This window comes from Hasllibacter sp. MH4015 (assembly GCF_020177575.1).
Classification (GTDB): domain Bacteria; phylum Pseudomonadota; class Alphaproteobacteria; order Rhodobacterales; family Rhodobacteraceae; genus Gymnodinialimonas.
The window spans coordinates 1,126,644-1,149,383 of record NZ_JAHTBK010000001.1; the positions used below are offsets into that span (position 1 = coordinate 1,126,644).

General features: G+C 65.7%; 25 protein-coding genes. 13 read left to right on the forward strand and 12 right to left on the reverse strand.

Annotation, left to right across the window (positions count from 1 at the left end; translation table 11 throughout):
* Window positions 1–11: 11 nt before the first annotated feature.
* The gene (locus tag KUW62_RS05995; RefSeq protein WP_224814599.1) at window positions 12–1,508 is read right to left on the reverse strand and encodes a CoA-acylating methylmalonate-semialdehyde dehydrogenase; all 1,497 of its coding nucleotides are present in this window, start codon (window positions 1,506–1,508) and stop codon (window positions 12–14) included.
* A gap of 96 nt (window positions 1,509–1,604) precedes the next feature.
* On the opposite strand from KUW62_RS05995, the gene KUW62_RS06000 reads away from it, so the two are divergent.
* From KUW62_RS06000 to KUW62_RS06025, 6 genes are all read left to right on the forward strand, one after another.
* Window positions 1,605–2,498, forward strand: coding sequence for a LysR family transcriptional regulator (locus KUW62_RS06000; protein WP_224814600.1), 894 nt, complete (start codon window positions 1,605–1,607; stop codon window positions 2,496–2,498).
* Between the two features lie 84 nt (window positions 2,499–2,582).
* Complete coding sequence (locus tag KUW62_RS06005; protein ID WP_224814601.1) at window positions 2,583–3,017, forward strand: CBS domain-containing protein; 435 nt, start codon at window positions 2,583–2,585, stop codon at window positions 3,015–3,017.
* A gap of 92 nt (window positions 3,018–3,109) precedes the next feature.
* The gene (gene coaD / locus KUW62_RS06010) at window positions 3,110–3,604 is read left to right on the forward strand and encodes a pantetheine-phosphate adenylyltransferase (RefSeq protein WP_224814602.1); all 495 of its coding nucleotides are present in this window, start codon (window positions 3,110–3,112) and stop codon (window positions 3,602–3,604) included.
* A 51-nt stretch (window positions 3,605–3,655) separates the two neighbouring features.
* Window positions 3,656–4,156 (forward strand): peptidylprolyl isomerase, encoded by a 501-nt coding sequence (locus KUW62_RS06015; protein ID WP_224814603.1) that lies wholly within the window; start codon window positions 3,656–3,658, stop codon window positions 4,154–4,156.
* Window positions 4,149–4,754, forward strand: a complete 606-nt coding sequence (locus KUW62_RS06020; protein WP_224814604.1) for a peptidylprolyl isomerase — start codon at window positions 4,149–4,151, stop codon at window positions 4,752–4,754. Before KUW62_RS06015 ends, KUW62_RS06020 begins: the two co-directional genes overlap by 8 nt.
* A 122-nt stretch (window positions 4,755–4,876) precedes the next feature.
* Entirely contained in the window at window positions 4,877–5,845 is a 969-nt protein-coding gene (locus KUW62_RS06025) for a DUF3179 domain-containing protein (RefSeq protein ID WP_224817049.1), read from the forward strand.
* 4 nt (window positions 5,846–5,849) lie between these two features.
* On the opposite strand, the gene KUW62_RS06030 is transcribed toward KUW62_RS06025, so the two are convergent.
* Window positions 5,850–6,716: a porin gene (locus KUW62_RS06030; protein WP_224814605.1), complete on the reverse strand. Its 867-nt coding sequence runs from the start codon at window positions 6,714–6,716 to the stop codon at window positions 5,850–5,852.
* Between the two features lie 160 nt (window positions 6,717–6,876).
* Here KUW62_RS06030 and KUW62_RS06035 point away from each other — a divergent pair, with 160 nt between their 5' ends.
* A complete protein-coding gene (locus KUW62_RS06035; protein WP_224814606.1) occupies window positions 6,877–8,688 on the forward strand; it encodes an ABC-F family ATP-binding cassette domain-containing protein in 1,812 nt (603 codons plus the stop codon).
* 6 nt (window positions 8,689–8,694) lie between these two features.
* On the opposite strand, the gene KUW62_RS06040 is transcribed toward KUW62_RS06035, so the two are convergent.
* Both KUW62_RS06040 and KUW62_RS06045 read right to left on the reverse strand, forming a co-directional pair.
* A complete protein-coding gene (locus tag KUW62_RS06040) occupies window positions 8,695–9,138 on the reverse strand; it encodes a DMT family transporter (RefSeq protein ID WP_224814607.1) in 444 nt (147 codons plus the stop codon).
* A gap of 11 nt (window positions 9,139–9,149) precedes the next feature.
* Entirely contained in the window at window positions 9,150–9,836 is a 687-nt protein-coding gene (locus KUW62_RS06045; RefSeq protein WP_224814608.1) for a hypothetical protein, read from the reverse strand.
* Window positions 9,837–9,948: 112 nt separating this feature from the next.
* On the opposite strand from KUW62_RS06045, the gene KUW62_RS06050 reads away from it, so the two are divergent.
* A complete protein-coding gene (locus tag KUW62_RS06050; protein ID WP_224814609.1) occupies window positions 9,949–10,347 on the forward strand; it encodes a c-type cytochrome in 399 nt (132 codons plus the stop codon).
* On the opposite strand, the gene KUW62_RS06055 is transcribed toward KUW62_RS06050, so the two are convergent.
* Together KUW62_RS06055 and KUW62_RS06060 are read right to left on the reverse strand one after the other, a co-directional pair.
* Entirely contained in the window at window positions 10,344–10,748 is a 405-nt protein-coding gene (locus tag KUW62_RS06055) for a PaaI family thioesterase (RefSeq protein ID WP_224814610.1), read from the reverse strand. The genes KUW62_RS06050 and KUW62_RS06055 overlap by 4 nt on opposite strands.
* Window positions 10,745–11,173 (reverse strand): DUF4440 domain-containing protein, encoded by a 429-nt coding sequence (locus KUW62_RS06060; protein WP_224814611.1) that lies wholly within the window; start codon window positions 11,171–11,173, stop codon window positions 10,745–10,747. The genes KUW62_RS06055 and KUW62_RS06060 overlap by 4 nt, the downstream gene beginning before the upstream one ends.
* Window positions 11,174–11,617: 444 nt before the next feature.
* On the opposite strand from KUW62_RS06060, the gene KUW62_RS06065 reads away from it, so the two are divergent.
* Entirely contained in the window at window positions 11,618–11,776 is a 159-nt protein-coding gene (locus tag KUW62_RS06065) for a hypothetical protein (RefSeq protein ID WP_224814612.1), read from the forward strand.
* A gap of 252 nt (window positions 11,777–12,028) precedes the next feature.
* Here the strand turns inward: KUW62_RS06065 and KUW62_RS06070 are convergent, their stop codons facing one another.
* The 4 genes from KUW62_RS06070 to KUW62_RS06085 all read right to left on the reverse strand — a co-directional run bounded on the left by KUW62_RS06070 (window position 12,029) and on the right by KUW62_RS06085 (window position 16,396).
* A complete protein-coding gene (locus tag KUW62_RS06070) occupies window positions 12,029–12,721 on the reverse strand; it encodes a DUF4145 domain-containing protein (protein ID WP_224814613.1) in 693 nt (230 codons plus the stop codon).
* Window positions 12,718–13,146, reverse strand: coding sequence for a hypothetical protein (locus tag KUW62_RS06075; RefSeq protein WP_224814614.1), 429 nt, complete (start codon window positions 13,144–13,146; stop codon window positions 12,718–12,720). The genes KUW62_RS06070 and KUW62_RS06075 overlap by 4 nt, the downstream gene beginning before the upstream one ends.
* A complete protein-coding gene (gene parE / locus KUW62_RS06080; protein WP_224814615.1) occupies window positions 13,139–15,100 on the reverse strand; it encodes a DNA topoisomerase IV subunit B in 1,962 nt (653 codons plus the stop codon). Before parE ends, KUW62_RS06075 begins: the two co-directional genes overlap by 8 nt.
* 123 nt (window positions 15,101–15,223) lie before the next feature.
* On the reverse strand, window positions 15,224–16,396 hold the full coding sequence (locus KUW62_RS06085; protein WP_224814616.1) for a Bcr/CflA family efflux MFS transporter: 1,173 nt from the start codon (window positions 16,394–16,396) through the stop codon (window positions 15,224–15,226).
* 321 nt (window positions 16,397–16,717) lie between these two features.
* Between KUW62_RS06085 and KUW62_RS06090 the strand changes: the two genes are divergently transcribed.
* Together KUW62_RS06090 and ppk2 are read left to right on the forward strand one after the other, a co-directional pair.
* Window positions 16,718–17,923: a Hint domain-containing protein gene (locus KUW62_RS06090; protein WP_224814617.1), complete on the forward strand. Its 1,206-nt coding sequence runs from the start codon at window positions 16,718–16,720 to the stop codon at window positions 17,921–17,923.
* Window positions 17,924–17,994: 71 nt separating this feature from the next.
* The gene (gene ppk2, locus KUW62_RS06095) at window positions 17,995–18,921 is read left to right on the forward strand and encodes a polyphosphate kinase 2 (protein WP_224814618.1); all 927 of its coding nucleotides are present in this window, start codon (window positions 17,995–17,997) and stop codon (window positions 18,919–18,921) included.
* 89 nt (window positions 18,922–19,010) lie between these two features.
* Here ppk2 and KUW62_RS06100 read toward each other — a convergent pair whose 3' ends face one another.
* Window positions 19,011–19,520 (reverse strand): hypothetical protein, encoded by a 510-nt coding sequence (locus tag KUW62_RS06100; RefSeq protein WP_224814619.1) that lies wholly within the window; start codon window positions 19,518–19,520, stop codon window positions 19,011–19,013.
* Window positions 19,521–19,689: 169 nt separating this feature from the next.
* Between KUW62_RS06100 and KUW62_RS06105 the strand changes: the two genes are divergently transcribed.
* On the forward strand, window positions 19,690–20,346 hold the full coding sequence (locus KUW62_RS06105) for a DUF1007 family protein (RefSeq protein WP_224814620.1): 657 nt from the start codon (window positions 19,690–19,692) through the stop codon (window positions 20,344–20,346).
* Window positions 20,334–21,305 carry a nickel/cobalt transporter gene (locus KUW62_RS06110; protein WP_224814621.1) on the forward strand — a complete coding sequence of 324 codons (972 nt, stop codon included), beginning with the start codon at window positions 20,334–20,336 and terminating at the stop codon, window positions 21,303–21,305. Before KUW62_RS06105 ends, KUW62_RS06110 begins: the two co-directional genes overlap by 13 nt.
* An 8-nt stretch (window positions 21,306–21,313) precedes the next feature.
* Here the strand turns inward: KUW62_RS06110 and KUW62_RS06115 are convergent, their stop codons facing one another.
* Window positions 21,314–22,663, reverse strand: coding sequence for an MATE family efflux transporter (locus tag KUW62_RS06115; RefSeq protein ID WP_224814622.1), 1,350 nt, complete (start codon window positions 22,661–22,663; stop codon window positions 21,314–21,316).
* Window positions 22,664–22,740 lie beyond the last annotated feature (77 nt).

Consider the following 22,740-nt stretch of genomic DNA (forward strand, 5'->3'; position numbering starts at 1 on the left):
GCGCGGGGGACTTATTCCATCACGGGAATGGTGAATTCCCCGCCTTCCTTGATGCCCGAGGGCCAGCGGGAGGTGACGGTCTTGGTCTTGGTGTAGAAGCGGAAGGCGTCCGGTCCGTGCTGATTCAGGTCGCCAAAGGCCGATTTCTTCCATCCCCCGAAGGTGTGATAGGCCAGCGGCACGGGGATCGGGACGTTGATGCCCACCATGCCCACGTTCACACGAGACGCGAAGTCCCGCGCCGCGTCACCGTCCCGGGTGAAAATCGCGGTGCCGTTGCCGTACTGGTTGTCCATCGCAAGTTTCAGGGCTTCCTCGTAAGATCCCGCGCGCAAGGTGCTGAGGACCGGGCCGAAGATCTCCTGCTGGTAGATGTCCATGTCGGGCGTCACGCGGTCGAAGAGGTGGGGACCGACGAAAAAGCCATCCTCGTAACCTTGGAGCGAGAAGTCGCGACCATCGACGACCAGCTCCGCCCCCTGTTCGACGCCGGAATTGACCAGCTTGAGGATGTTGTCCTTCGCCATCGGCGTGACGACAGGGCCATAATCCACGTCATCGCCCGAGGTGTAGGGGCCGACCTTCAGCGCCTCGACCTTCGGGACCAGCTTCTCGATCAGGCGATCCGCCGTCTCCTCCCCCACCGGGACGGCGACGGAGATTGCCATGCAACGCTCACCCGCCGCGCCGTAGCCCGCACCCACAAGCGCATCGGCGGCCTGATCCAGATCCGCGTCGGGCATGATGATCATGTGGTTCTTGGCCCCGCCGAAGCATTGCACGCGCTTCCCGTTGGCGCAGCCACGGCTGTAGATATATTCGGCGATCGGCGTGGAGCCGACGAAGCCGATGCCCGCGATGGTCTCATTATCCAGGATCGCATCGACGCTTTCCTTGTCGCCGTTGACGACCTGCAGGACGCCATCGGGCAGGCCCGCCTCTTGCAGCAATTCCGCCAGCATCATCGGAACGGACGGATCGCGTTCGGACGGCTTGAGGATGAAGGCGTTGCCGCAAACGAGCGCGGGGGCCATTTTCCACATCGGGATCATGGCGGGGAAGTTGAAGGGCGTGATCCCTGCCGCCACGCCGATCGGCTGGCGCATGGAATACATGTCGATGCCGGGGCCAGCGGCGTCGGTGAATTCGCCCTTGAGGTGATGCGGGGCGCCGATGCAGAATTCCACCACTTCTAGGCCGCGCTGCACGTCGCCCTTGGCATCGGGGATCGTCTTGCCGTGTTCGCGGCTGAGCGCCTCGGCCAGTTTGTCCATGTCGCGGTGCAGAAGCTGCACGAAAGCCATCATCACGCGCGCCCGGCGCTGCGGGTTCATCGCGGCCCAGGCGGGTTGCGCGGCGGCGGCGTCGGCCACGGCCTGATCCAACTCCGCCTTCGAGGCAAGGGCGACCTGCGCCTGAACCTCACCGGTGGCCGGGTTCCACACATCCGCCGTCCGGCCCGAGCCGGCGACATGGCTGCCGTTGATCCAATGTCCGATCTGCTGCATCTGATCTCTCCCCAATAAACGTTATGCGCAGCTTACCCTTGCATTCTCGCCGGGAAAAGAGACAGGTTCGCAGGATCATTTTGCGGAAATACAAGAATGAACTGGGACGATCTGCGTGTATTCCTGGCCACGGCGCGGGCCGAAAGCCTGACGGCGGCCAAGGGCGCGCTGCGGATGGACCCGGCCACCATCGCCCGCCGGATCGCGCGTCTGGAGGAGGCGGCGGGCGCGAGCCTGTTCCTGAAATCGCCACAGGGCTACCGCCTGAGCGAGGCAGGCCAGCGCCTTCTGACCCATGCGGAGGAGGCGGAGGGCGCGTTGGCGCGCGGCGTGGGGGCCCTGACGGGGGCGGGGGAGCGCCTGTCGGGCGCGATCCGCATCGGTGCGCCGGACGGGTGTGCCACCTATCTTCTGCCGCAGGTCTGCGCGCGGATCGCGGAGAGCCACCCGGATCTGGACCTGCAAATCCTCGCCCTGCCGCGGATCGTGAACCTGTCCCGGCGGGAGGCTGATCTGGCGATCAGCGTCTCACGCCCGCAGACGGATAAATTACTGGCGGAGAAGTTGGGGGATTATCGCCTGTCGCTGGCCGCGTCCAAGGACTGGCTGGCGCGAAACGGCGCGCCGCGCGGGGTAGCGGACCTCCGCGATGCGCGGATGATCGGCTATATCCCGGACATGATCTTCGATGCGGAGTTGGATTACCTCTCCGCCCTCGGGGTGGTGCGGGTGCCGCTCACCTCCACCTCGATCTCGGTTCAATTGCAGATGGCGCGCGCGGGGGGCGGGTTGGCGGTGGTCCACGATTTCGCCCTGCCGGCCGCCCCGGAACTGGTGCGGGTCCTGCCCGGCGATGTCGCGCTCACGCGGACCTTCTGGCTGACCCGCCATGCGGGGCAACGGGACGCGCGGCTGGACCGGGTGGCGGGGCTTCTGGGCGATGGCATCCGGGGTGAGATCGCGCGGCTGGAGGCGCAGAGCCTTGGCTAAATGGCGCAAAACCTTGACAGAACGCCCCGTGCCGGGGGACGCTTGCCCATGCAATCGAGCCACAGGTGGTAAAGGAGCGTTCCCATGCTGGTCCAAGAAATCCTGAAGGACAAAAGCGGTGACGGCGTGGTGTCGGTGGCACCGGGCTCCAGCGTCGGGGATGCGGCCAAGATCCTGTCGGCCAAGCGGATCGGCGCGGTCGTGGTGTCGTCGGACGGCACCTCCATGAACGGCATCTTGTCGGAACGCGACATCGTGCGCGCCATAGGGGCGACCGGCCCGGGCTGCCTGAGCGATCCGGTGGAAAAGTTGATGACATCCAAGATCATCTCCGCCACGCGGGACGAGACCGTGGACAGCGTGCTCAAGAAGATGACCGAGGGGCGGTTCCGCCACATGCCCGTGATGGACGGGGCGGAGATGATCGGCCTGATCTCCATCGGTGACGTGGTGAAGGCGCAATTGGCCGAGCTTTCGATGGAAAAGGCCGCACTTGAAGGCATGATAAAGGGCTTCTGACCGCCGACGCCCCGCCGCCCGTCCCCTGACTCGGTTGCAACCGGCGCGCCAATCGTGTTTGCCTCCGTCGCGACGCACGAGGGAGGGCGCCGATGCGCACAGGGCTTTATCCGGGGACATTCGACCCGATCACGCTTGGCCATGTCGATGTGATCAAGCGGGCCTGCAAGCTGGTCGACAAGCTGGTGATCGGCATCGCGATCAACCGCGACAAGGGGCCGTTGTTCGACCTCGATGAACGCGTCGCGATGGTTGAGGCCGAATGCGCCAAGATGACCGATGCCTTCGGGACGGAGATCGTGGCCCACCCGTTCGAGAACCTGCTGATCGACTGCGCCGTGGACGTGGGGGCGGAATTCATCATCCGCGGCCTGCGCGCGGTGGCGGATTTCGAATACGAATTCCAGATGGTCGGCATGAACCGGAAGCTGAACGCCGACATCACCACCGTCTTCCTGATGGCAGAGGCCGAACACCAGGCCATTGCGTCGAAACTCGTCAAGGAAATCGCGCGCCTTGGCGGGGACGTCTCCCCCTTCGTGACGCCCGCCGTCCACAAAGCGCTGAACGAGAAATATGCCCGCTGAGGCGGGACATCCCGGACACTTCACACAACAGACATCTCAAGGAGAGCCAAATTGGCCGATATCAAAGACCCCGAAAACACGATCCTCATGGAACTCAAGGACGGCACCGTCACGATTGAGCTGATGGCCGATGTCGCGCCCGAACACACCAACCGGATGAAGGAGCTGGCCCGCGAAGGTGCCTATGACGGCGTGGTCTTTCACCGGGTGATCGACGGCTTCATGGCGCAAACCGGCGACGTGCAGCACGGCAAGGACGGCGGCAATCTGCGCATGGCGGGGACCGGCGGGTCGGACAAGCCGGATCTGCCGGCGGAATTCTCCAAACTGCCCCATGCACGCGGCACCCTTGGCGCGGCGCGATCCTCCAATCCCAATTCCGCCAACAGCCAGTTCTTCATCAACTTCAAGGACAACGATTTCCTCAACGGTCAATACACGGTCTATGGCCGCGTCATCGACGGGATGGAGCATGTGGACGCGATCACCCGGGGGGAGCCGCCCGCGAACCCCGACAAGATGATCTCCGTCAAGGTGGCCGCCGATGCGTAAGGGGCTGGTCCTTGCGATGATCGTGGCGGGCGCGGCGACGCAGGCCGCGGCCACCGGGCTGGAGATCGATATCGCGGGCGAAGGCGAAGGCACGATCATCATCGACCTGTTCGAGGAGACCGCCCCGCTTCATGTGGAGCGGATCGTGACCCTGGCCGAGGAAGGCGCCTATGACAACGTGGTCTTTCACCGGGTGATCGACGGCTTCATGGCGCAGACGGGCGACGTCGAATTCGGGCGCATCGGCATGGACATGCGCTATGCCGGGCGGGGTGGGTCGGAATATCCCGATCTTCCCGCTGAATTCTCGGACCTGAGCTTTGAGAGGGGCACCATCGGCATGGCCCGCGCGCAGCGGCCCGACAGCGCCAACTCGCAGTTCTTCATCATGTTCGAGCCCGCCGCGCATCTCAACGGCAGCTACACGATCGTGGGGCAGGTGGTCGAAGGCATGGAGCATGTCGATCTGATCCGCCGGGGCCGGGGACGGAACGGTGCCGTGGTGGGGGAGCCGGATCGCATGGTCGCGGTTCGCGTCCGCGCCGATGATCCCGTGCCGCCGCCGCCCGAGGACGAAGAGGCCGAGGTGACGGAGTAACCTCTCGCCCGCGCACATCTGCGTGAAAGGGGCTGTGACCCGCCTCGTCCGCCTGACATCCTGAACGGGCGCGTCCGAGCGAACGGCGCGCCCGTTTCTTGTGGGAGGGGACGCAGATGATGATGGGACATTTGAAACCGTTGGCGCTGGCCGCCGCTCTGCTGGCCGCACCTGCCGTGGCCCAGGGCATCGACCCGACCGCCGGCTGGCCCAACACCGATTTCAGCACCGCGATTGTCGATCTGTCGGAGGTCCGCTCCGGCGGGGTGCCGCGCGATGGTATCCCCGCGCTCGACATGCCCCGGATGATCGACGCCGCGCGCGAAGACGGCCTCGCGGGCGCGGAGCCGGTTCTGACCGTCGCCTTCGAGGGCACCGCCGCGCGCGCCTATCCCCTGCGCTACCTGACCTGGCACGAAATCGTGAATGATGAAGTGGGCGGGTTCCCCTTTGCCGTCACCTATTGTCCTTTGTGCAACTCCGCCATGGTGTTCGACCGGCGCGTGGGGGGCGAGGTGCTCAGCTTCGGGGTGTCGGGCAATTTGCGCCATTCCGACATGATCATGTTCGACCGTCAGACCGAAAGCTGGTGGCAACAGGCGGTCGGAGAGGGGATTGTGGGCGTCCATGCGGGCACGGAGCTGGTGCAGCTGCCGGGCTGGCTGGAAAGCTGGGAATCGTTCCGTGCCGCCTATCCCGACGGTGTCGTCATGGCCGAACCGCGCGGATTTCGCAGGCCTTATGGGCGCAACCCCTACGTGGGCTACGATACGGAGAATTGGCCGTTCCTCTATTCGGGGGAGGAGCCGCCCCACGGCATCAGCCCGCTGGCCCGCGTGGTGCGGGTGGGCGACCGCGCCTGGACGCTGGAGCGCCTGTCGCAGGTGGGGGAAGTGACGGAGGCGGGGGTGACGATCACGTGGGAAGCGGGCGCGGCCTCCGCCCTCGACGCGGCGCGGATCGCCGACGGGCGCGATGTGGGCCAGATCCGCGTGCGTAACGCCGCGGGCCAGGACCTGCCCCACGACGTCATGTTCGCGTTCGCCTTCCACGCCTTCTGGCCGGACGGCACCTGGATGCTGGGGGGTTGAAGGCCTACTCCATCACGCCGCCGGACAGGGCCGACCAGTTTTCGAGGTAGCCGAGATCCGCCATCGTGGTCATGGGCCCCTGGCCACCGAAGCGGTAGGTGGCTCCGAGCGAGATTGTGTTGTCACGCATCTCCTCACCACCACTTTCGTCCTGGAAGAGCCGGGTTTGCGTGATCTCAGCGTGCAGGAAGAGGTTCTGTACGCTGGGGACATCGAAATCCATCCGGACGGAGAAGGTGCTCGCTTCCATGTCATCCCCGTCCATCCGTCCGTTTGCATCCGCGAACGATCCGGTCAGAGTGACAAAGTCGGACAGGTCATAACTTGCGCCCAGAAGATAGAAGTCCGCGTCGTGAATGGAATCGTCACCACCCCCATCGGTGCCGCCCGGCCCCCCGATCTGACCGATCTGCACAAAGGCGGTGACGTTCTGCGGAAGACGATAGCTGCCTTCGATGCCCCAGAATTCACGTTCACTCGTTCGATTGTTGGCATCGTTATCCTGGATCGTCTCGAACGCGCCGTAGAACGCACCAATGACAAACGTTCCGCCGACATAGCCACCGCGAACAGCATAGCGATAGCTGCTGAGATAGGCGTCCTCCACCGTCTGATCATCGAGGTCCGTTTCGGCGCTGCTGAATTCCAGCTGCCCGTAGACCATGTCATTCCAAAGGTATCCGATCGTGCCGGTATAGCGATGCAACGTGTTGTCGAAGGGTTCGTTCGTCGGGCTACCTACGATCGGATTTTGTGCGACATTGCTCAGATGAGTGTCGCTGAACGTGAAGCCCGCCGAGCCATAGACCTGCGCCTGGGCCGCGACGGTGCCGAGCGCGAGGAGGCTCGTGGAGAGAATCAGGGTCCGCATATTGAAATCCTTCAAGAAATGGGCAGCTTTCCTGCGGGTACTATCGTGCAGAGGTGACCCCACGGCAATCGCCCCGTAGCCAACAAAACAAGACCTGTGACCGATCTGTCTCACCACGGATCGCCTTGACCGCGGCGGGCGCGGGGACTAGCCCGGGGCCATGGCCAGACCTCCGCTTCTGCAACTCTCTGACATTGCCCTCACTTTCGGGGGCGATCCGGTTTTCGCGGACCTCGAATTGATCGTGCAGGCGGGGGACCGTATGGCGCTGGTGGGGCGCAACGGGTCGGGCAAGTCGACGCTGATGAAGGTGATGGCGGGGCTGGTGGAACCCGATGCGGGCAGCCGCGTCCTGCCCGATGGCACCTCCGTGGGCTACCTGGAGCAGGACCCGGATTTCACCGGGTTCGCCACCTTGCGGGACTTCGCGCTCGCCACGCTCGGCCCGTCCGAGGAATGGCGGGTGGAGGCGGCGGCGGAGGGGCTGAAGCTGCGCCTGGATGCGGATGTGGCGGCGGCCTCGGGCGGGGAACGGCGGCGCGCGGCGCTGGCGCGGCTTCTGGCCGAAGCGCCGGACCTGATGTTGCTGGACGAACCCACGAACCATCTGGATATCGAGGCGATCGAGTGGCTGGAGCGGGAATTGTCGGCCAGCAAGGCCGCGTTCATCGTCATCTCCCACGACCGGGCGTTCCTTCAGGCGCTGGCGCGCGGCACGCTCTGGCTCGACCGGGGCGTGGTGCGGCGCCGTGACGGGGCGTTTGACGGGTTCGAGGCATGGCGCGACACGATCTGGGCGGAGGAGGATCTGGCCCGCCACAAGCTCGACCGCAAGATCAAGGCAGAGGCGCGGTGGGCCGTGGAGGGCATCAGCGCGCGGCGCAAGCGCAACATGGGACGGGTGCGTGCGCTTGGGGAATTGCGCGCCGAACGCTCCGCCATGATCCGGCGGCAGGGCACTGCGGCGATGGCGTTCGAGGCCGGGACCCAATCCGGCAAACGCGTGATCGAGGCGCAGGGGATTTCCAAGACCTACGGCGACACGGTGATCCTGAAACCTTTCGACCTGCGCGTCCTGCGTGGGGATCGTGTGGCCTTCGTCGGGCCCAATGGCGCGGGCAAAACGACGCTTCTGAACATGCTGACGGGCAGGCTTGCGCCCGATACGGGGTCGGTGACGCTTGGCACCGGGATCGAAATGGCGGTCTTCGATCAGACCCGCTCCGCCCTTGACCCGAACCAGACGCTTTGGGACGCGCTGGCGGGTGATCCGGAGATCGGGGTCAGTGGCCGGGCCGATCAGGTCATGGTGCGCGGCACGCCCCGGCATGTCGTGGGCTACCTCAAGGATTTCCTGTTCGACGATGCCCAGGCCCGCGCGCCCGTGCGTTCGCTCTCGGGCGGGGAAAAGGCGCGGCTCCTGCTGGCGCGGATCATGGCGCGGGAAAGCAACCTGCTGGTCCTCGACGAACCGACCAACGATCTGGATGTGGAAACGCTCGACCTGTTGCAGGACCTGCTCGGCGATTATCCCGGAACGGTCCTGCTGGTCTCCCACGACCGCGATTTCCTCGACCGCGTCGCGACGGTCACGGTGGCGCTGGAAGGGGCGGGGCGGGCCGTGGCCTATGCCGGCGGCTGGTCCGACATGCTGGCGCAGCGGGGCGACCGGACGCTGTTGCAAGGTGCTCCGACCAAGGCCAAGCCCATGAAGGTCGCCGCGCAAGCCGCTGAAAAACCGGCGAAAGACGGCCTGTCCTATACGCAGAAGCACCGGTTGGAGGAACTGCCCGCCTTGATCGAGCGGCTGGAGGCGGAGATTGCCAAACTCTCCGAGCTTTTATCCGATCCCGACATCTATACCGCCCATCCCGTCAAGGCCCAGAAGGCCACGGAAGCTCTGGCAGAGCGGCAGGGCAAGCTGGACGCGGCTGAAATGGAATGGCTGGAGCTGGCCGAAAAGGCCGGCTGAGCGTCCCTAGCGCGCGAGGCCCAACTGGGTGATCGCCACGCCGATCCCCATCACCGCGATCCCGGCAAGGCGCAGGCCCGTCACCGGGGCCACCTGCGCGCCGAACAGGCCGAAATGGTCGATCGCCGCGGCGCTGACCAATTGGCCCAGAAGCACGAAGAAGACCGCGTTTCCGATCCCGAAACTGGGCGCGACATAGGTGATGCTGAGCACGTAGAACGCCACCAGGAGCCCCGCAAGGAACAGGTGTTTTGGCTGACCGGGCAGGGCGCGCAAGGGCTCCACCCCCGTCAGGATCATCGTCGCCCCCGCCGCACAGAACGCCACGATGAACAGGATCGTGGCCGCCGCCGCAGGAGAGCCGATATTCGCCCCAAGCCGCGCATTGAGCGCCGCCAGAAGCGGAATGCCGATCCCGGCGGCGAACATGATGAGCGCTTGGGTGGGCATGGGACCCCCGATCAGGAACAGATACCGGAGAGGGGCGCATCCTCCCACGGCAAGAAGATGGGTGTGCTGTCGGCCCGCTCCCGCAGGGGGGTGACGGGCATGACCTGTCCGATCAGCGCCTCCAGCCGCGCGGTGCGCCCGCCTTCGGGATGGACGGCACGGCAGCAGACATATTCCTCCACCAGCGAGGCCTGCTGCTCGAAGCCGTAGGACAGGAACGCCCGCGGCTCATCGGTGGAGAACAGGTACGGGTCCTCGATCGTCGCATGTTCCCAGAAGGCGCGGAACGGGTGGTAATTGGTGATCGCCCGGTTCTGCCATTGCCAGATATGGGTCATCTCATGGGCGAAGAACATCGCCGCGACAAGGCCGCGCGTTCCATCGGGGAACCGGGTGTAATCGGGCAAGACGAGGTCTTCGCGCAGATGCAGCGTGTTGAAAAACACGATCCCACCGGTGCGCGCGGAAATGGTGGCGGTCTCGGGCGGCGGGACGATCCGTTCGCGGCAGGTCACGGGCGGGCGCGTGGGGTAGGTCTGGGTGAAGATGCCCACCAGCGGGTTTTCGGCGATCCGAACGGGGCGAGGGTCGAACGTGTCACCCTGAAGCTCGGCCATATAGGCGGCCTCAGCCTCGGTCAGTGGACGGCCGCAGGCAGCGAGGATCAGGGTCAGAACAATCAAAAGCGTGAGGCGCATAACCGGCACGTTGGCGCGAATCCCCGTCCGGCACAAGCAACACCGAACCGGTTTGACGGGGATCAAGGCGCGCGCCGTTTCAACCTTTAATCTGGGGGGAGGAGGATCACCCATGTCATTTCTGCGCCACCTTGCACTGGCCGCCCTCATCGCGCCCATGCCCGCCGCCGCCCAAGACCTTGAGGCGGGGGCGACGCTTTATGCCGAGAACTGCGCCGTCTGCCACGGCATTGACCTGCGGGGCAATGGTCCGATGGCAGAGATCCTGGTGATCCCGCCCCCCGACCTGCGCCAGATCGAGGCGCGCTATGGCGGCTATTTCCCTCGTGTGGGCGTGGCGTGGTTGATTGACGGGCGCGACCCGCTGGTGGGCCATGGTGGCGAGATGCCGATCTTTGGCCGGGTCTTCAGCGACATGAGCGAGGTGATGACCAGCCCCGGCGGGCAGACGGTGCTGACCAGCCCGGAAGTGGTGGACCTCGTCGCTTTTCTGGAAAGCCAGCAGGATTAGGGCAGGGCGAGCGTGGCGGTGACCGTGGCGACGGGTTTGCCGCTCTCCTCCGCGCGCAGGTCGGCCCGGGCGAAGGCGAGGGTCTTGCCCGCCCGGATGATCGTGGCGTGGCAGAGGATCGCGGTCCCGCTGCCGGGGCGCAGGAATTGCGTGTCCAGCGTGACGGTGCCTGCGGGCACGAAATCCCCCACATAGCCCGCAAGCGCGAGGATCATCGTCGTGTCGGCCTGGGCCGCCAGCGCCTGGCCGCAGACGATGCCGCCCACCCGCGCGAGCCGGGGAGTGAGGGGCAGGCGGGTCAGGGCGTGGCTTTCGCCGATCTCCGCCACGCTGAGATTCAGGTCGAGGACCCAGGGCGCGAAATGGTCGGCGAGGAGCGTCTGGGCGTCGGCGGGCGTCACTGGATCGACAGGACGTGATACATGTCGCGGGTCAGGAGGATCTGTCCGTCGATCACCTCCCACAGATGCATGTAACGGGTGACGACGCGGTTCTCCCCGGCTTGCAGAACGGTCTCTCCCACCTCCACGGCGGTGGCGTCGGTGGAGCGGATGTCGAAGGTCATGAACTGCACGTCCCGCGCGCCGGAGGCGATGGCGTCGGCGTAGTGCTGGACGATGGCCTCGCGCCCCAGGATCGCGGCCTCCCCCGGCGGGAAGAGGGCGGCATCCTCGGCATAGATCGCGCCGATCGCGGCGAGGTCCTGGGCGTTGTAGGCGGCGACCAGCTGAGCCATGCGGGCGATGATCGGGTTGGAGGTGTCGTTGGTCTGGGCCTGGGCCGCGAGGGGCAGGAGGAGGGCGAGGGCAAATATGAGGGCGCGCATGGGGTCTTCCTTATGGGTCAATCAATGGGCCTGAGTGTGGGCGCGGGAGGTGGGGTGTGGCAAGGGGGAGTGGGTTGCAAGGTTGCAACCGGGGGTTAAGGTGTTGGTTTTGTTTGGGAAAGGGATTTTTGTTAACGGTTTGTTAAGGGGGGGGGCGTGGAAGAGGGAGGGTTGGCCGCAGCCGAAAAACGCGCGTTTTCCGGTCCGTTTTGCGGGCGCAAAACGGCAGTGCGGTGGGAGCGCGAAGGGCGGGGTTTGACCCGGCCGATGGGGAGACGGCGGGACAAGTCCCGCCCTACAGTCGAGCGGGCCAAGGCGCGAGTGGCGGACGGTGAGACTCCGGGCTGAAGCCCGGTCTACGGGCGAGGCGGAGACCCAAGCGCGGAACAGCACCTGTGGTGCCCGCGCCAGCGCCTGCCCGTTCCGGCGCACCGGAGATGCGCCGTGTATGAGCGGCACGCCTTCGGCGTGACGGGCTGGCGCTTTGGTGAGGCTGGGCGTGCGGCAGATGGCCGGGAGGGGTTTGGCCGGGATAAAGTGGAGCAAACCGGCGTCGCTGCGCCATCCCACGGGCAGGCGATGGCGCGTCTGATCTACGGATGAGCAGAGGACCCGGCCACGGAATCAAGCGCGCAGCGCGCCGTGGCCAGCGCCGACCCGCCCCGTCGCACCGGAGGTGCGCCATGATTAGTCGGCACGCTTTTGGCGTGACGGGGCGGCGCTTTGGTGGATCTTGGTCCGCGGTTGATGGCTAGGAGTGCTTTGGCTGCAATAAAGTGGGTCGATCAGAGGGCGGATGCGCCGCCCCGCGGGTCTACGTGTAACCTTCAGACGAAGATCCACCGAGGTTTTGCGTTATTCGGCATCCAAATGACGTTTGCTGCGAACATGTTCAATTCTTGCAGGAAGACTAAAGGTAAAGGTCAAAAAGAGGTCGGCAAAGTCACGAGCTGCGTCGCAATCTTCTTTGGTTGGATCTAGATCGTCATGAATGGCGTCGTTACCAAAAAGGCGAACTTCATCGAGCAGGTCGACTAAGGATTTGGGTAAGGAACGCTCTTTTTCGATCTTTCGTATTCTCGAATTGAGCATGCCTTTTCCTGCAGAGTCCAGTATCCTGACAGCCCGCTCAATAGCTTTTCGGTAGCATGAACCGGCTGCGGAAAAATGACCTGCGATGAAACACTCTTCCGCTTCCGCAAGCGGCACTGAAACTTTTTCAGGAATGTGTGCGGCCAACTTTGGCTCAGGGGGCTTTGGATAAAATCCCACAAGAGTGTATTTTGTAATGCCGTCTTCCTGTTTAGCGTTTTCGATTGGTCCCGCGCCCCGACCAGAATGCAAATACTGGAACTGGAGTAAGATATTTCGCCTGCAAACCCCGCACGCCCCTATAGTGCTAACCATTCTATCAGTACCCAAGTCGGGATAATCTCGAGCGAGTTCAAATGCCGATTTTCTTGAGCCACAGTGCGGACAATCCAACGCAATCGATACCATTTTAGCTCCACAGTTCTTTGCTTTTGGAAAGCTGAAGTCCAGGCTCACGACACCTGCAAATCAAACACTTCCCCGTCCGTTGTCTCACACACCCCAATCGCCGTGATGTTCACGCCCGTATACCTGAACTCACACCGCATGGAGCGGCCGCCGTCGCTGGTCAGGATCGCCGTGCCGAAGCCGGCCTCGGTTTCGGACAGAAGCTCCGCCGTGCCGCGGAGGATCGACCCGCCGGCGTAGCTTTGCAGCAGCTCGAGCCCCTGGTTCGCGCCCTCGCGGACGGCGACCCAGCGGCCGGTGAAGGTCTCGTATTGGGTCTCGATCCGCATTTCGCCGGAATTGCGCAGCGCGCCTTGGGTGATCTCTCCGCTGCCGGTCAGGCCGGTGCGGCGGGACATGATGAGCGTCTCGGGCGCACTGCCGCATGCGGCGGTGGCGAGGATGAGGGTGGCGAGGCAGAAGCGGTTAAACATCCAACTCCTCCACGAACCGCGCGTTTTCCTGGATATACTGGAAGCGCAATTCCGGCTTCTTTCCCATCAGGCGTTCGACCAGATCGCCGGTTTCCCCGGGCGCGTCTTCGTCCACCGACACGCGGATCAGCTTGCGTGTGCGCACATCCATCGTCGTCTCCTTGAGGTCCTTGGCATCCATCTCTCCCAGGCCCTTGAAGCGGGAGACGTCGATCTTGCCCTTGCCGCCGAGGCCGCGTTCGAGCCATTCGTCACGCTCCGCCTCATCAATGCTATAGACGCGCTTGGCGCCTTGGGTCAGGCGGAACAGCGGCGGGCAGGCGAGGTACAGGTGGCCCGCGTCGATCATCGGGCGCATCTGGGAGAAGAAGAACGTCATCAGCAGCGCCGCGATATGGGCGCCGTCGACATCGGCGTCGGTCATGATGATGACCTTGTCGTAGCGCAGATCCTCGATATTGAATTTGGTCCCCATGCCGACGCCGAGGGCCTGGCAAAGATCGGAAATCTCGGCGTTCTGGCCGAGCTTGGAGGAGGCCGCCCCCAGCACGTTGAGGATCTTGCCGCGCAGGGGCAGGAGGGCTTGGGTCTTGCGGTCACGCGCCATCTTGGCCGACCCGCCCGCGCTGTCGCCCTCCACGATGAACAATTCGGTGCCGTCGCGGGTGGCGGTGGAACAATCGACGAGCTTGCCGGGCAGGCGCAGCTTCTTGGTGGCCGATTTGCGCTGCGTCTCCTTTTCCTGCTTGCGGCGCAGGCGTTCCTCGGCGCGCAGGACGAGGAAATCGAGGATCGCGCCCGCTTCCTTGGTGTTGGAGGCGAGCCAGATGTCGAAATGGTCGCGCACGGCGGCCTCCACCAGCCGGTGCGCTTCGGTGGTGGCGAGGCGGTCCTTGGTCTGGCCCACGAATTCCGGTTCGCGGATGAAGCACGACACCAGCGCGCAGGCCCCGGTGATCAGGTCGTCGCGGGTGATCAGGCCCGCTTTCTTGTTGCCCGAAAGCTCCCCGTATCCGCGGATGCCCTTGTGGATCGCGACCCAGAACCCGGCTTCGTGGGTGCCGCCTTCGGGGGTAGGGACGGTGTTGCAGTAGGATTGGATGAAGCCGTCACGCGCGGGCGTCCAGGAGATCGCCCATTCGACGGAGCCGGGGACGGAAAAACGCGCCTCGAACTCGACCTTCCCGGCGAAGGGCTGCTCGGTATAGGTGGCGGTCTGGCCCAGGGTTTCCTTGAGATAATCGCTGAGGCCGCCGGGGAAGTGAAAGGTCGCCTCCGCCGGGGTTTCGCCGTCGTCGATGGCGGTTTTCCAGCGGATCTCCACCCCCGAAAAGAGATAGGCCTTGGAGCGGACCATCTTCATCAGGCGGGCGGGTTTGAACCGCAGGGAGCCGAAGATCTGCTCATCGGCATGGAACGTGACGGTGGTGCCGCGCCGGTTGGGGGTGGCGCCGAGGGATTGGACAGGGCCTTGCGGGACACCACGGGAGAAATCCTGAGCGAAGAGCTCCCGGTTGCGGGCCACCTCCACCCGGAGCGTGTCGGACAGCGCGTTGACGACGGAGATGCCGACGCCGTGCAAACCGCCGGAGGTCTGGTAGGCCTTGCCGGAAAACTTGCCGCCCGCGTGGAGGGTGCAGAGGATCACCTCCAACGCGGATTTGTCGGGGAATTTCGGGTGCGGGTCGACGGGGATGCCGCGTCCGTTGTCGCGGATGGTGACGGAATGGTCGGCGTGCAATTCGACCTCGATCCGGGTGGCGTGGCCCGCGACAGCCTCGTCCATGGAATTGTCGAGCACCTCGGCCACCAGGTGATGCAGCGCGCGTTCATCGGTGCCGCCGATATACATGCCGGGGCGCTTGCGCACGGGCTCCAGCCCCTCCAGCACCTCGATGGAGGAGGCGTCATAGGCATTCGCGTCGGGCTGCCCTGAAAGAAGGTCGTCGGCCATGGTGCTGCTCTATCTTGTGTGCCTGAACGCCAATAATGGCAGGTTTGGGGGGCCGGGGGAAGAGGATACGGCCCATGGACGTCGCGAATTCGGCGGCGTGCGGGGAATTGCGTGGCGTGGCGCTCACACCCCGCCCCGTCGCGCGGCCATGGCGGCCAGAAGACCCACGGCGGAGGCGCTGAGCATCAGCCCGAGCAAGACGGCAGGGGCGGGGTGGTCGGAGACGAGCGCGCCCGCCAGCGCCGTCAGCGCCGCCCCGGTGCCCACGGTCAACGCGCCCATGACACCGGCCGCGGTGCCTGCCAGATCGGGCCGGACGGACAGCGCGCCGGAATTGCTCGACGGCATTGTCAGCCCGTTGCCGAGGCCCACGCAGATCGTCGCCGCAAAGAACGTGAGGGGCGTTACGGCGCCAAACGCCACCGCGATCAGACCCAGGGACAGGCCGAGGCAGGCAGTGATACGGCCCACAAGCATCATGCCCGTCACACCCACGCGCGCGGCAAGCCGGGTCGTGAGGAAAGAGCCGGTCATATAGCCCGCGGTGATCGAGCCGATGGCCACGCCGATCCCGGCGGCCCCGATGCCGAACGTGGCGCTCGCCACAAGCGGTGCGCCAGTGATGAAGATGTAGAAGGCCCCGGTCGAAAACGCGGTGCAAAGCGCGAAGGCCCAGAAGCGCGGCTGGGCCAGCAGCGTCCAGGCCCGTTGCCGGGGGCGGTCGGGATCGGCCTTGCCCGCCGTCTCCCCCAGATCGTGCCAGCACCACGCGAACAGCGCGGAGCCGGCCAGTGCATAGGCAAGAAAACTCGCGCGCCAGCCCAGAAACGTCTCGATCAGGCCGCCGAGCATCGGCCCCAGCATCGGGGCGAGCGCCATGAACATGGCGATGGTGGCGATGCGCGCGGCCGCAGCCTCGGGCGCGGTGGTGTCGCGGGTGATGGCCAGCGACATGGCATAGCCCGCGCTGATCGCCGATTGGGCGAGCCGCGCGGCCAGAAAGACCCAGATGGATTGCGCAATGGCACAGACAAGCGAGGCGATCACGAAGATCGCCAGACCGCCCAAAACCACGGGCCGTCGCCCGATCCGGTCCGACAAAGGACCCACGACCAGTTGCGCCAAGGCGGTGACGGCGAGGTAGCCCGCAATGGAGAGCGAGACGAGGGCGTAGTCGGCCTCCAACGCCGCGGCGATGGCGGGCAGGGAGGGCAGGAACATGTTGAGCGACAGCGTTGTCAGCCCGCTCAGCAGGATCAGGGTCAGAAGGCGGGGCGGGTGCCGGGACGATTGCATGGGACGGGCCGGGATGAAGGGACGGGGGAGGGGACGAAAAAACCCCCGACCATCTGGGCGGGGGCGCGTGGGACAGGCAAAGATAGCTCCGCTCAGCGGGATCAGGGCCTGTCGCCGGGCGGTACGAATGGAATGCGATGCGTCATGGCAGGAACCCTAGGCGCGATCGCCCGGTTGGGTAAAGGAAAACCGTGCCGAGCGCGGCACGGCCCGGCGCGCCGCGCGCGCCATAATCCTACCGCAAAAGCCCGGTAGCCTGCGCGTTACACGCGCAAGCCGGTAACCCGCGCGGTGCACGCGCAAGAAAGGTAGTCAGGCCCCATGCCCGATACGCTGCTGGGTGGCATAGCGATCAACGAGGTCCTGGTGGACCCCAACAGCTCGGGCGGGTTCAACACCGACACCGATGGCAGCGGCGTGGCCCGTGGCGGAGACGAATACCTGGAACTGGTCAACACGTCCGGGTCGGCCATCGACATCTCGGGGCTGGAATTGTGGGATGCCGGGCGCGGCAATTGGTTCACCTTCCCGCCGGGCACGGTTCTGGAGGCCGGGGCCCACGCGGTGGTGGTGCGCAATGTCCAGAATGGCGGCAACCTGCCCGCGACAACCGGCGACAACCTGGCCTTCGACGCGGATTTCGGTGGCGGGGTCTTCAACAATGGCCGCGACAACATCGTCGTCTACGACCCTGCGAACGACGAATATATCCAAGCCACGTATAACGGCGACACGCTTGATGACCCGCCCAATGACTACGCCGGGTTCTCCGGCACCGCGACCCGATCGGGCAGCGGCGAGGATCTGGGCAATGATGTCGACGGACGCTCCATCCAGCGCGCCTCGACGGGCTTCGACAATGACGAGACGCCGACGCCGGGCGGCCCGAATATCTGTTTCACCGGCGGCACTCCGATCCTGACGCCCCGGGGGTTCGTGGCGGTGGAGGCTTTGCGCCCCGGCGATCTGGTGGTGACGCAGGACGCGGGTCTGCAGGCGGTGGCCTGGGTCTTCAGCCGTGATGTCAGCGTGGCGGAGGCGCGCGCCGATCCCGCGCTTTGGCCCGTGTCGATCAAGGGACCGGCGGGCGGATCGCTGCGCGTGTCGCGCCATCACCGCATCGCCGTGCGCGGCCCCGCCGTGGCGCGCATGTTCGCGGCGGCCTGCGTGCTGGCCCCCGCCAAGGATCTGCTGGGCCTGCCCGATGTGCGGGCCGAGGCGCCAAAGGCGCCGTTCCGGTATGTCCACCTGTTGCTGGAGGGGCACCATATCCTGAGCGCCGGCGGGATCGCGGTCGAAAGCCTGCTTCTGGGGCCCCAGGCGTGGGACGGGATGAGCGACGGGGCGCGCGCGGACCTGCACCTTCTGTTCCCCGATGGCCTGCCCGAGGATCTGCACGGGCCGGAGCGGTCGGGCGACGTGCTTGCGATGGGCCGCCGGGTGCGGTCGCTGGTGGCTGGGGCGGCCAATGGCTCCACCGCCTTGTCGTTCGATTTTGCGGGGGTGTCGGCATTGCACGCGGTTTGACATGGCTCAAGGCGCGGGCGGGCGAAGCGGTCTAATCTGCGCGGCAGATCCAACCGAACAGGGGCGCTGCCATGAAAGACATCGTTGAACTGCCAAGCCGGGCTAAGGCGAAGGCCAAGGCCACACCCGCATCCACACCCGAACCGACCCGGCGCGAGATCGAGGACGTGTTCGAGACGGGGTCCTACCCCTATGAAGACCGGCTCGACCGCGGCACCTACGAGCGCGAGAAGGCGAAGTTGCAGGCGGAGCTTCTGAAGGTCCAGAAATGGGTGGGCGAGACCGGCGAACGGATCGTGATGCTGTTCGAGGGCCGCGATGCGGCGGGCAAGGGCGGCACGATCAAGCGCTTCAACGAGCATCTCAACCCGCGGGAGGCGCGCGTGGTCGCGCTCAACAAACCCACCGACGAGGAGCGCGGGCAATGGTATTACCAACGCTACGTGCAGCATCTGCCGACGGCGGGCGAAATGGTGTTCTACGACCGCTCCTGGTACAACCGCGCGGGTGTGGAGCGGGTGATGGGCTTTTGCGAGCCGGGTGAATACCTGGAATTCATGCGCCAGACCCCGGAATTCGAGCGGATGCTGACGCGCGCGGGCATAAGGCTCTACAAATACTGGTTCTCGGTGACGCAGGACGAGCAGAAGCGCCGCTTCGCCAGCCGGGAGACCGACCCCCTGAAACGCTGGAAGCTGTCGCCCATCGACAAGGCGAGCCTTGATAAGTGGGACGACTACACGGAAGCCAAGGAGGCGATGTTCTTCTACACCGATACCGCCGACGCGCCGTGGACCGTCATCAAGTCCGACGACAAGAAGCGCGCGCGGCTCAATTGCATGCGCCATTTCCTGTCGACGCTGGACTATCCCGACAAGGACGACGAGGTGGCGCAGGCGCCCGATCCCTTGATCGTGGGCCATGCGGGGCAGGTGATCCATCGCACGGATCACATCCTGGGCGCGGCGCTGCATCCCAAGGGACGGCGGAAACCGTAATCGTCGCCATCCGCGCGCTTGCGCGAACAGAAAAACGCGCCCGGTGCGGAGGCACGGGCGCGGCTGTGTCATCGGAAGATGGCCGGAGGTCAGCCTGAGCCGGTGGATGTCGGGGCATCGGCGACCGTCATGTAATACGGATCGCTGCCGTCGAGGCCGAAATAGTGGTTCAGGATCGCGTCATCGACGATATTGCGCTGGAACGCGACCGAGGCCATGGAGATCAGCTGCACCAGCTCTTCTGCGGTGATCGTGCCATCCTCGATCTCAGCGATACCGGCGGTCAGCGCCTCCACCAGGTCGTGGTTCATCATGCCGTCGGCGATGTTGTAGAGTTCTTCGGCCTGGGCCTCGTCGATGAAACCGGTTTGCAGCACGGGCTCGAAGTGGACGGCCATGAAGGTCACCCATTCCTGCGCGAGGTTCCGGGAGCGCAGTTCGGCGTCCATCCGGCTGCCCAGGATGTCGATCGAATCCGACATCACCGCCGTGGTGGCGATCGCCATGCCCACCGCGGCCGCCGATAGCACCGTCCAGTCGACGGTGACGGCACCGCGATCATCGGCGAGGAAGTGCTTGAATGTCGTCTGGCCTGCCACTGGGTGCGTCCCTTGTACTGCTTACCTGCCGGGTCTGCCCTACAAACCGGGCGCAAATGTGGCGGATTGGAGCGGCATGGGGAACAATACCCGGCGGATTTGTGAACAATCGTCCTGACCCGGTGACAATCGGCTTGCGGGCCGGGGCCGGGCGGCCAATATCTGCGCCATGTCGCGCGTTCCCCGCAAATCCCTTTTCCTTGCCCTGAGCGCCGCCCTTGCCCTCTGGCCCGCCGCGCCGAAGGCCCATCCCCATATCTTCATCGACGCGGGCCTGCGCTTGATCGTGGAGGAGGGCCGGGTGACGGCGGTGGAGGTGACGTGGCTCTACGATGAGCTCTACACCCTGATCTTGCTGGAGGATTACGGGCTGGACGAGGATTTCGACCTGACCCTGACGGAAGACGAGGTCGCGGCAACGCTGGGCTTCGATCTGAACTGGAACAGCGGGTTCGAGGGCGGTCTGACGCTCTTGCGCGGCGACACCGCGCTGGACCTGGGCGCGCCGGAGCCGGTCAGCCTTGACCTGGTCGCGCCGGGGCAATTGCGCACGACCCATCGCCGGGCGGTCAGCGATCTGGGGGACGGCGCCCTGACGGCGCAGGTCTATGACAGGGAGTTCTACATCGCCTTCGAGATGACCGGGGCGATGGAGGTGGCCGGTGCCGATTGCACCGATGAATTGATCCGTGCGGATCTTGACGCGGCCTATGACGCATTGGAAGCGGCGATGGAGGAGATCGGCGGCGTGATCGCGGCGGAGGACAATTTCCCGCCCGTGGGCGCGCTTTTCGCGGACAGGGTGGTGTTCGAATGCGCTGGGTGATCGTGGGTGTGGCCGTGGCATTGGCGGCGGGGCTTCTGGGCCTTTGGCTGGCGGGCGCGGACCGCGTGGTGACGGCCTGGGCGCTCGACGGCCAGCGGGAGGCGCAGGGCGCGATGGCGGGCGCGCTACGCCGTTTGCGCGCGGGCGATCCCGGCGCGGTGGCCGCCCTGATGGCGGTGACATTCGGATACGGGTTCTTCCACGCGGCGGGGCCGGGCCATGGCAAGCTGCTGATCGGCGGCTATGGCGCAGCGCGGGCGGTCGGGGCCGTCAGGTTGTCGGCGGTGGCCCTTGCCTCCAGCCTCGCCCAGGGGGTCACGGCGGTCGCGCTGGTGGGCGTCGGCCTGTGGCTGGTCGGCTGGGGACGGGAACGCATGACCGACATGGCCGATCAGGTCTTCGCACCGCTCAGCTTCGCCGCGATTGCGCTGGTGGGTCTGTGGCTGGTCTGGCGCGGGGCGCGCGGCCTGTGGCGGTTGCGCGCGGCGGGGTCGGGCGCGACCCACGGGCATGACCATAACCACGACCATCACCACCACGATCACGACCACCATCACCCCCACAATCACGCCCATACCGGCGACGACCATGTCTGTTCGACCTGCGGCCATGCCCATGCGCCGGACCCCGCGGCGCTTGCCCAGGCGACGTCGTGGCGGGAGGTTGCGGCCCTGATCGGCGCGGTGGCGATCCGGCCCTGCACGGGCGCGCTGTTCCTGTTGATTCTGACGGCGCAAATGGGAGTGTTCTGGGCCGGAGTGCTGGGGACATTGACCATGGCACTTGGCACGGCATCGGTGACGGTGGCCGTCGCGGTGGCCGCCGTGACCCTGCGCAAGGGCGTGCTGGCGGGGTGGAGCGAGAGTGTCGTGCTGGCCCGCGCGCAGCCGATCCTGGAGCTGGCCGTGGGCGCGCTGGTCGCCGTGCTGGCCTCCCAACTGGCGCTGGCCGCGCTTTAGGTCGCGCGTCAGGTGGCCCGCGCCCGGCGCAGGATGCCGAAGAACCGCGCCATCATCAGCGCCGCCGCAATCGCCAGCCCCACGACCAGTCCCGCCCAGATGCCTTCGCCGCCCCAGCCCATCGGCAGGCCAAGCACGTAGCCCGCCGGAACCCCGATCGCCCAGTAGGAGATCACGGCATAGATCATCGGCACGGTCGTGTCCTTGACCCCGCGCAACAGCCCCAGCGCCATGACCTGCCCCGCATCGGCCAGCTGGAAGATCGCGGCCACGACCAGAAGCGAGGCACCGATCGTGATGATCTGGTCACGCAGGGGATCGGTCGGGTCGACGAACAGCCCGATAAGCGGCCCGGCGAGGGTGATGAGCAGCACGATGGTGGCCGCCACGGTGATCCCCGACAGAAGCAGGGCCGCGCGCGCAGCTTGGGCCAGCCCCTCCGCATCGTTCTTGGACCAGGCGCGACCGGCGCGGATCGTCGCCGCGGAGCTGAGCCCGATATGGATCATGAACGTGGTCGAGATGATCTGGAGCGCGATGCCGTGGGCCGCAAGCTCCGTCGTGCCGATCCAGCCCATCATGATCATCGTGGCCATGAAGATCCCGGCCTCCGCCAGAAGCGTCAGGGCGATGGGCCAGCCGAGGCGGAAGACCTCTGCGATGGCCTGGGGATCGGGGCGCCAGAAGCGGGCGAAGAGCGTGTAGTCGCGCATGCCCTGCGCACGGGCGGCATAGAGCGCGAGGATGGTGAAGATCAGCAGATGCGTGCCGAGAGAGGCGATGGCCGCGCCGCGGGCCCCCAGTTCCGGGGCACCGAGATTTCCGAAGATCAGGATCCAGTTGAGGGCCGCGTTCAGGACCAGCCCGCCCAACCACGCGTAAAGCACGATATTGGGCCGATCCAGCGCCGAGAGGTGGGAGCGGAGCGTGATGAGTAGGACACCGGGCCAGATCGACCAGCCCGCGATCATCAGGTACTCCGACGCGATGGACGCGATGACCGGATCCTGGCCCGCGGCCAGCAAGATCGCCTCCGAATACCAGAAGACGGGCATGACGAGCGCGCTGAAGGCCAGCCCGATCCAGAGGCCCATCCGCGTGACCCGGCGCACTTGCCGCGCGTCGTCGCGCGCCGAGGCCTGGGCCACCATCGGCATCACCGCCAGGCCGAAGCCCATGCCGAGGATCAGGATAAGGTGGAAATAGGTGGAGCCGAGTGCGACGGCGGCCAGCTCCTCCACCCCGTACCAGCCAGTCATGATCGTGTCGGTGACGCCCACGAAGGTCTGCGCCAATTGCCCGCCGATCAGCGGCAGGCCAAGTTTCAGCGTGGCGCGGATATGATCGGCGAAGGTCATGGCCTGCGCTTACGCCGGGGCGAGAGGCCCCACAAGGGTGCGCTAGGGCGACGAAGCGACGCCCGGTTGCGCAGCGA